Below are 7,186 nucleotides of genomic sequence, written 5' to 3' on the forward strand. Positions count from 1 at the left end.
GGTCCGCTCGGGGGCTCCGGCACGCCACCGGTCGCGCGCGGCCAGGTCGGTCGTGGCCGCGAGCAGGGCCCGACCGACGCGCGGGTCCAGGTCGCCGTCCCCCGCGAGTGCGTCGGCGACCGCGGCCACCTCGTGCACGGCGTCGCGGACGGGTCCCGCGTCCCCGCGCCGCGCCGCCGCGGCCGCGAGCAGCGCGTCCGCGTGGTCGCGGTCCTGCACGAGCCAGCGGCCGAACGCCGAGGCGCGGTCGAGCGGTCCGGTCACGCGCCGCTCCAGCGCAGCCACGCGAGGTAGGCGGAGTACCGCTGGTGCGCGTACTTCAGGGCGAGCGCGTCCTCGTACAGGCTGCCGTGCAGCTTGGTGGCGTCCTGCCAGCCCGCGAGCACGCCCTCGATGTGCGCGAGCCGCCGCCGCACCTCCGCCTCCGGGAGGCCGTCGAGCCCCGCGTGCAGCTCGTCGAGGACCGCACCGACGGCGTCCTCGGTGTCGAGGCCCTCGGCGTCGTACAGGACGCACGCGCTGTCGAACAGGTCGCGCAGCCAGGACACCCGGTCGATCCGCATCGCCTCGCGCGCGGGGTCGTCGAACGTCGGCGACGCCAGGTCGGGCTGGAGCTTGTCGTGCAGCACGAACGGCAGGACCGCGCGCAGGTCGTCGAGCCCGACCTCGCTCTGGCCGCGGAAGTACGCCATCGCCTTCGCGTACAGGACGAGCGACTGCAGCGCCCGGACGGACAGCCCGTTGAGGGTCTGCGCGCCGATGTCGGAGCGCAGGTCGCGGCCCGTGTCCTGCGCGAGCACCCGGTGCGGGTCCTCGCCCGCGAGCCGCACCGTGTCCTTGGTGCGGTACTCGAGCTGCACCGCGCCGCGCTCGGCGAGCTCGAGCTGCGAGGCGAAGTACTCCAGGCGGCGGCGCACGTGCTGCGGCACCGGCACGGCCACGACCTCGCGGTGCATCCGGTCGTGCTCGTCCGCGTCGAACACGACGGCGGGCGGCACGTTCTCCTCGGGGCGCAGCCGCCGCTCGGCACGGGTCACCAGGTCGCCGAGGAACCGCGAGTTGAACGACAGCGCCTTGACGACGACGTCGATGCGGTCGCGCAGCGCGTCGACGACCTGGAACGTCCCGCCGCCCGCGTCGTCGTTCGCCGTGAGGTACCAGGCGGCCGCGCCCGTCTCGTAGACCTGGTCGAAGACCTCGACGTAGCCGTCCGCGAGGACGGTGAGCAGCGCGGACTGGGTGCGCGTCGGGATGCGGTTGTACTCGTCGACGATCTTCACGCGCCGCCCCAGCCAGGACCGCCACGCGACGTCGATGTCCGCGAGGCTCTCCGCCGCGACGAGGTCGCGCGGCAGGGGCGTGCCGAACATGTCCTGCACCGTGAGCTGCGGGTGGCCGTGCTGCATCGCGCGCCGCACCTCGCGCACCGGGTAACCCGCGAGGACGCCCATGAGGACCGCGCTCGCGGTCTTGCCGCGGCCCGGTCCGCCGACGAGCAGGCAGCGGCCGCGCACCGCGAACGTGAGCAGCGGCAGCAGGACGAACGACGAGTACGACTGGTCCGTCGGGAGGTCGACCTCGGCCTTCGAGTCGCCGAGCCGGAACCGCGTGCGGGGACGGTCGGCCGCGTGGAACTCGACGTCGTAGTGGGGGCTGATGATGGCGTGGTTGACCATCCAGAAGTACGCCTGGCGCAGCTTCTCGTCGAGCGCGGGGCCGCCGGCTCCGGCCGCGCCGCCCGCACCGGCGCCGGCGGCGCCGTCGGCGAACAGCTGGTCGACGTCGAGGTCGAGCCGGGCGGGCGCGGAGCGGGCACCCGCACGCGTCGGGGCGGCGGAGACCTGCGCGAACTCCTCGGCGGGGGGCGTCGTCACGCCGTGGAGTCTGGCAGAGCGAGGGCCGCGACGAGGTCCGGCACGACCTCGTGGCGCTGCTCCATCGGCTCGGCGAGCGGCCGGGGCGTGCGCAGCAGCGGCTCGACGAGCGCGAGCGCCTGGTCGAGCCGCGACGCGGGGTCGCCGCGCACCTCGACCCACGGTGCACCGCCGGCGGCGTGCCGCTCGGCGAGCACCGCGCGGAACCGGTCCTGCATCGCGTGCCGGACGTGCTCGCCGTCGCGCAGGCCGTCCTGCACGAACGGGATCTCGTCGCCGGTGAGCACGTAGAGGTCGGGCACGCGGCGGGCCGCGAGCGCCCGGACCGACGGCGACGCCGTGCCGACGTAGCGCTCGTGCCACAGCGCCGTCGCGAGGACGTCGGTGTCGCACACGAGCAGCGGCACGGGGGTGCGCGCGGCCGCGTCGTCCTCGACCCGCGCCTGCTCGCGGGCGATCAGGTCGAACTCCGCCGTGTGCCAGGGCGCGGTGAAGCCGCCCGGGCGCACCTCGGACCACTCGCGGCCGAACTCGGCGACGGTCGGCAGCCCCAGGTGCGCGGTCAGCGCCTCGGCGAGGGTCGTCGTGCCGGTCGACTCCGCGCCGAGGACGACGACACGGCGCACGAACCACGACCGGACGGGTGCGGGCAGCGCCCACCAGTACGCGGCGGGGTCGGCCCGCACGGCGCGGGCGCTCACGGGGGTGCCCCGACGGTCGGGGTCGACCTGCACCCACCGCGCGCCGAGCCGGCGGGCGAGCTCCTCGCCGTACCCGTCGCTGCTGAACAGCGCGTCGACCGGGGCGTCGAGCAGGTCCTCGATGATCGTCGTGTGCGCCCGCCACGCGGTCTCGCTCGCGTAGTCGACGGGCTCGTCGTCCAGGCCCGCGACGACGTGCGCCCCGGGCAGCTCGTCGCGCAGCCACCCGGCCCGCACCTCGGCGGGCAGGCTCTCCTGCGACGAGCCCAGCACCTGCACCGTGACCCGGTCGCAGCGCGCCTGCGCGGCCCGCACGAGGGCCAGGTGCCCCGCGTGCGGCGGGTAGAACTTGCCGATGACCAGGCCGTGGCGGAACGTCGTCACGCCGCGACCGTCACGTCGTCGTCGCTCGGCACCGGCGCCTGCCGGGCGGCGAGCGTCCGACGCCAGTCGCGCCACCCGAGCACGCACAGGCCGATGAAGCCCGCGTAGAGCACGGCGGTCAGGTACAGGCCCTGGCTGGCGTAGAGGCCGACGAGGACGACGTCGGTCGCGATCCACACCGCCCAGCTGCCCAGCCACTTGCGGCCGAGCATGACCTGCGCGACGAGGCTCGACGACGTCGTGAGCGCGTCCCAGAACGGGGCGGCCGCGTCGGTGGTGCCCGCGAGCAGCGCCGTGAGTCCGGCGGTCGCGAGGACGACCGCGCCCGCGCCCGCGACCCACACCCACCGGGGCGTGCGCGTCACGACGAGCGTGCCGTGGTCCGCGCCGCCGCGCACCCACCACACCCAGCCGAGGACGGCGAGCGCCGCGAAGACGACCTGCAGCCCCGCGTTGGCGTACAGGCCGGTCGAGGTGAACAGCCACAGGAACAGCAGGTTGTTCGCGATCCCGACCGGGAAGTTCCACACGCTCTGCCGCGTCGCGAGCCACACGCACGCCGCGCCGCTGACGAATCCGAGGATCTCGACCCAGGTCACGAGCGGACACCCTAGCCGCGCGCACGGCAGCGGGACGGACGGCCGGTGCACGCCCGCGCGGCGCGGGAGAGGATCGACGCCATGCCCGCTCCCCTCGTCCTCCTCGACCTCGACGGCACGCTCGTCGACTCCGCGCCCGGCATCACCGCGTCGGTGACGGCTGCGTACCAGGCCGTCGGGCTGCCGGCACCGGCGCCCGACGTCCTGCGGTCCTTCATCGGTCCCGGGATCCACAGCAGCCTGCGGCGGCACGGCGTCCCCGAGCCGCTCGTCGAGGACGTCGTCTCGGCGTACCGCGCCCGGCTCGCCGCCGGCGGTCTGTACGAGGCGACCGTGTTCGACGGTGTCGTGCCCGTCCTGCGCGACCTGCGGGCGGCGGGCGTGCGGCTGCTCGTGGCGACGGCCAAGCCGGAGGTGTTCGCGCACGCGGTGTGCACCGCGCTCGGCCTGACGCCGCTCGTCGACGGCATCTTCGGCCCGTCGCTCGACGAGTCGTCGACGAAGGCCGACGTCATCGCGCGGGCGCTCGCCTCGCTCGACGACCCGCCGCCGCCGGCGGCGACGCTCATGGTCGGCGACCGCGAGCACGACGTGCACGGTGCGGCCGAGCACGGCGTCACGTGCGTGGGTGTCGCGTGGGGCTACGCGGCACCCGGCGAGCTCGAGGCGGCCGGTGCGGCGACCGTCGTGGACTCCCCCACGGCGCTGCGGGACGAGGTGCTGCGACGGCTCGTCCCCGCCGCTGACGACGAGGCGCTCCAGCGCGCTTGACCTTGACGTCGCGTCAACTCCTACCGTGGATCAGGACCACACAGGGACCGCACGGGAGGACGCGATGGAGGCCTCGATCCAGGAGGTCGCCCGGCTGACGGGCACGACGAGCCGCACGCTGCGGCACTACGACCAGATCGGGCTGCTCGAGCCCAGCCGGGTCGGCGAGAACGGGTACCGCTGGTACGACGAGGACGCCCTCGTCCGCCTCCAGCGCATCCTGCTCCTGCGCGACCTCGGTCTCGCGCTGGCCGAGATCGGCCGGGTGCTGGACCGCGAGCAGGACGAGACCGCCGCGCTGCGGCGGCACCTCGACTGGCTGCGCAGCGAGCAGCAGCGGCTCGCCCGTCAGGCCGTGTCCGTCGAGCGGACCCTGACCGCACGGCAGGAAGGAGTACCGGTCATGGCCGAGGACATGTTCGACGGTTTCGACCACACGCAGTACCAGGACGAGGTCGAGGAGCGCTGGGGCAAGGACGCGTACGCGCGGTCCGACGCCTGGTGGCGCGGCCTGTCCGCCGACGAGAAGACGGCGTTCCAGGACGAGACCGCCGCGCTGGCCCGCGCCTGGGCGAGCGCGGCGGAGTCGGGTGTCGACGCCGCGTCCGACGAGGCGCAGGAGCTCGCGCGGCGGCACGTCGCGTGGCTCGGCGGCATCCCGGGCACGCCCGGCGCGGGTGCCGCACCCGTCCGCGAGTACATCGTCGGGCTGGCCGACATGTACGTCGCCGACCCGCGGTTCGCGAAGAACTACGGCGGCGAGGACGGCGCGACGTTCGTCCGGGACGCGCTGCACGAGTACGCCGCCCGGCACCTCTGAGCACGACCCCCGGGGCCCTCGCCGTCGCACGGCGGGGGCCTCGGGGCGTGCCCGGGGCCTGACGACCGGCACGCCGGGACGACGCCCGGCGAGGCGCCCGGAGAAGTGCCCGACGATCCGGGCCGGATGCCCTGGTGCCCGGGCGCCGCGCCCGCCGAGTGTTCCCCTCAGCCGCCGGCACGACCCCGCCGGCGCCGAGACGAAGGAGCACCCGCATGTCCAGCACCACCGTCGAGCCCACCCCGACCCGCCGCGGCACCGCGACGAGCCGCACGTGGGCGTGGACCGGCGTCGCCGCCGGCGTCCTCGGCATCGCCGCGATCCAGGCGTCCCTCGCCGGGTCCGTCGACTGGGAGAAGTCCGCCGGCGACCCCGTCGCGATGCTCGAGGACGCCGCGAGCAAGCAGACGACGTACCTCCTGTTCCACCTGTTCGCGGCGCTGTGCGTCGTGGTCCTGCCCGTGTTCGCCGCGGGTCTGCGCCGCCGCCTGGACCAGCAGGCGCCCGCCGGGTCGCTGCACGGCATGGTCGCCGCGATCGGCCTCGTCCTGACCGCCGCCGCGCTGCTGCTCGGCAGCGGCCTGGACACGCAGTTCACGTTCGCGTTCTCCGACACGGAGATGCTCGTGCCGGAGTCGGGCGCCTTCTACACCGACTGGGTCGCGACGATCCCGTGGCTGTGGCTCGGCGCCGGTGTCTCGGCGCTCGCGCTCGGCGTCGCGTCGCTGCGGCACGCCGCGGCCCCGCGGTGGATCGGCTGGGTGAGCGTCGTGCTCGGCGCCCTGACCGTCCTCACGGGTGTCTCGCCGCTGCAGTACATGTCGGGGTTCGTCGGGCCCGTGTGGCTGCTCGTCGTCGCGCTGGGCTTCGCGCTCGGCGACCGCCGCTGACGTGCTCGACCCGTCCGTCGGCAGCGCCCCCGTCCGGTTCACCCGGGCGGGGGCGTACCCGCGCCCGCACCCCAGCCCCTACGGTGACGCCATGACGACGGCGGCCGAGGTCCCGGCACGCCACGGCGGCCGTCCGCGCACCGCCGTGGCGCTCGTGCTCGTCACGTGGCTGCTGGCGCTCGCCGGGGTCCTGCTGCTGGTGACGGCCGGTGTGCCGGTGACGCCCGACCTGCTGTTCTCGGCGGTCGACGCGACGGTCGGCCTCGTCTACGGGACGGTGGGCGCGGTCCTCGTCGCACGGCGCGCGCACGCCGTCGGCTGGCTGGTGTCGCTGACGGGGCTCGGCGGCGCGCTCGCGACGCTCGGCGGTGGTTGGGGCGCGTACGCGTCGACGCACCCGGCCCTTCCGTCGCTCCCCGGCGTCGAGTCGCTCGTGAGCTGGGCGTGGGTGCCCGGCACGCTCGCGCTGTTCCTCGTGGTCCCGTGGCTCGTGCGGGAGACACGGCCCGGCGCGTGGTCGTGGGTGGGCCTGGGGCTCGGGATCGCGACGACGGGCGCCTTCACGCTGCAACGGCTGCTGCTGCCGATGACGGACAACACGGTGCTGGTCGGCGTGACCGTCGTGGTCGGCGTGCTCACGGCGGCGGCGACGTGGGTCCGGCACGTGCGGGGTCCCGTCGCCGAGCGGCCCGGGCTCGGCCTGCTGGCGCTGGGCGTCGCGCTCATGGCGGTGTCGTTCGTGCCCCTGGCCTTCGCCGACACCCCGTTCGAGATCGTCCTGGCCGTGCCGCTGCTGCACCTCGCGTGCCAGGTGCTGTTCCCGGTCGCGCTGCTCACGACGGTGCTGCGCAACCGGTTGTGGGGCATCGACCTGGTGGTGAGCCGCGCGTCGGTCGCGGCCCTGCTCACGCTCGGGCTCGCCGTCGTGTACGTCGTCGTGCTCGTCGCGGCGGGCTCGGTCGTGGGCAGCAGCACGGTCGCGCAGGTGCTCGCCGCGGTGGGTGTCGCGGTCGCCGTGCAGCCGGTGCACGCGTGGCTCGGGCGCCGCGTGCGCGTGCTGGTCTACGGCGAGGCCGCGACCCCGGGCCGGGCCGCGCTGCGCGTCGGGCGGCAGCTGTCGGCCGCGGCCGACGCCGACGACCTGCTG

General features: G+C 75.4%; 7 protein-coding genes and 1 pseudogene. 4 read left to right on the forward strand and 4 right to left on the reverse strand.

The genetic code is table 11. From position 1 onward, the window contains the following. The 4 genes from CBZ_RS15310 to pnuC form a co-directional block, all read right to left on the reverse strand. Positions 1–264 (reverse strand): hypothetical protein (locus tag CBZ_RS15310; protein WP_130782375.1); only part of this gene is annotated, 264 nt, incomplete at its 3' end. Then, positions 261–1,874, reverse strand: a complete 1,614-nt coding sequence (locus CBZ_RS15315) for a MoxR family ATPase (protein WP_130782376.1) — start codon at positions 1,872–1,874, stop codon at positions 261–263. The genes CBZ_RS15310 and CBZ_RS15315, both read right to left, overlap by 4 nt. Continuing rightward, a complete protein-coding gene (locus CBZ_RS15320) occupies positions 1,871–2,959 on the reverse strand; it encodes an AAA family ATPase (RefSeq protein WP_130782377.1) in 1,089 nt (362 codons plus the stop codon). The genes CBZ_RS15315 and CBZ_RS15320 overlap by 4 nt, the downstream gene beginning before the upstream one ends. After that, positions 2,956–3,558 (reverse strand): nicotinamide riboside transporter PnuC, encoded by a 603-nt coding sequence (gene pnuC / locus CBZ_RS15325; RefSeq protein ID WP_130782378.1) that lies wholly within the window; start codon positions 3,556–3,558, stop codon positions 2,956–2,958. The genes CBZ_RS15320 and pnuC overlap by 4 nt, the downstream gene beginning before the upstream one ends. Before the next feature lie 81 nt (positions 3,559–3,639). Here pnuC and CBZ_RS15330 point away from each other — a divergent pair, with 81 nt between their 5' ends. The 4 genes and pseudogenes from CBZ_RS15330 to CBZ_RS15345 all read left to right on the forward strand — a co-directional run. Then, a complete protein-coding gene (locus CBZ_RS15330) occupies positions 3,640–4,329 on the forward strand; it encodes an HAD hydrolase-like protein (RefSeq protein WP_130782379.1) in 690 nt (229 codons plus the stop codon). 64 nt (positions 4,330–4,393) lie between these two features. Then, positions 4,394–5,149 carry a MerR family transcriptional regulator gene (locus tag CBZ_RS15335; protein WP_130782380.1) on the forward strand — a complete coding sequence of 252 codons (756 nt, stop codon included), beginning with the start codon at positions 4,394–4,396 and terminating at the stop codon, positions 5,147–5,149. 215 nt (positions 5,150–5,364) lie between these two features. Next, positions 5,365–6,039, forward strand: coding sequence for a hypothetical protein (locus CBZ_RS15340; RefSeq protein WP_130782381.1), 675 nt, complete (start codon positions 5,365–5,367; stop codon positions 6,037–6,039). A gap of 91 nt (positions 6,040–6,130) precedes the next feature. Then, a pseudogene (locus CBZ_RS15345) lies at positions 6,131–7,186 on the forward strand (sensor histidine kinase); the annotation flags it as partial.

This window comes from Cellulomonas biazotea (assembly GCF_004306155.1).
Lineage (GTDB): Bacteria > Actinomycetota > Actinomycetes > Actinomycetales > Cellulomonadaceae > Cellulomonas > Cellulomonas biazotea.

Bases quoted from the DNA above. Each gene is read 5' to 3' on its own strand.
- CBZ_RS15335 (WP_130782380.1), top strand. From the start codon at position 4,394: ATGGAGGCCTCGATCCAGGAGGTCGCCCGGCTGACGGGCACGACGAGC.
- CBZ_RS15330 (WP_130782379.1), top strand. From the start codon at position 3,640: ATGCCCGCTCCCCTCGTCCTCCTCGACCTCGACGGCACGCTCGTCGAC.
- CBZ_RS15340 (WP_130782381.1), top strand. From the start codon at position 5,365: ATGTCCAGCACCACCGTCGAGCCCACCCCGACCCGCCGCGGCACCGCG.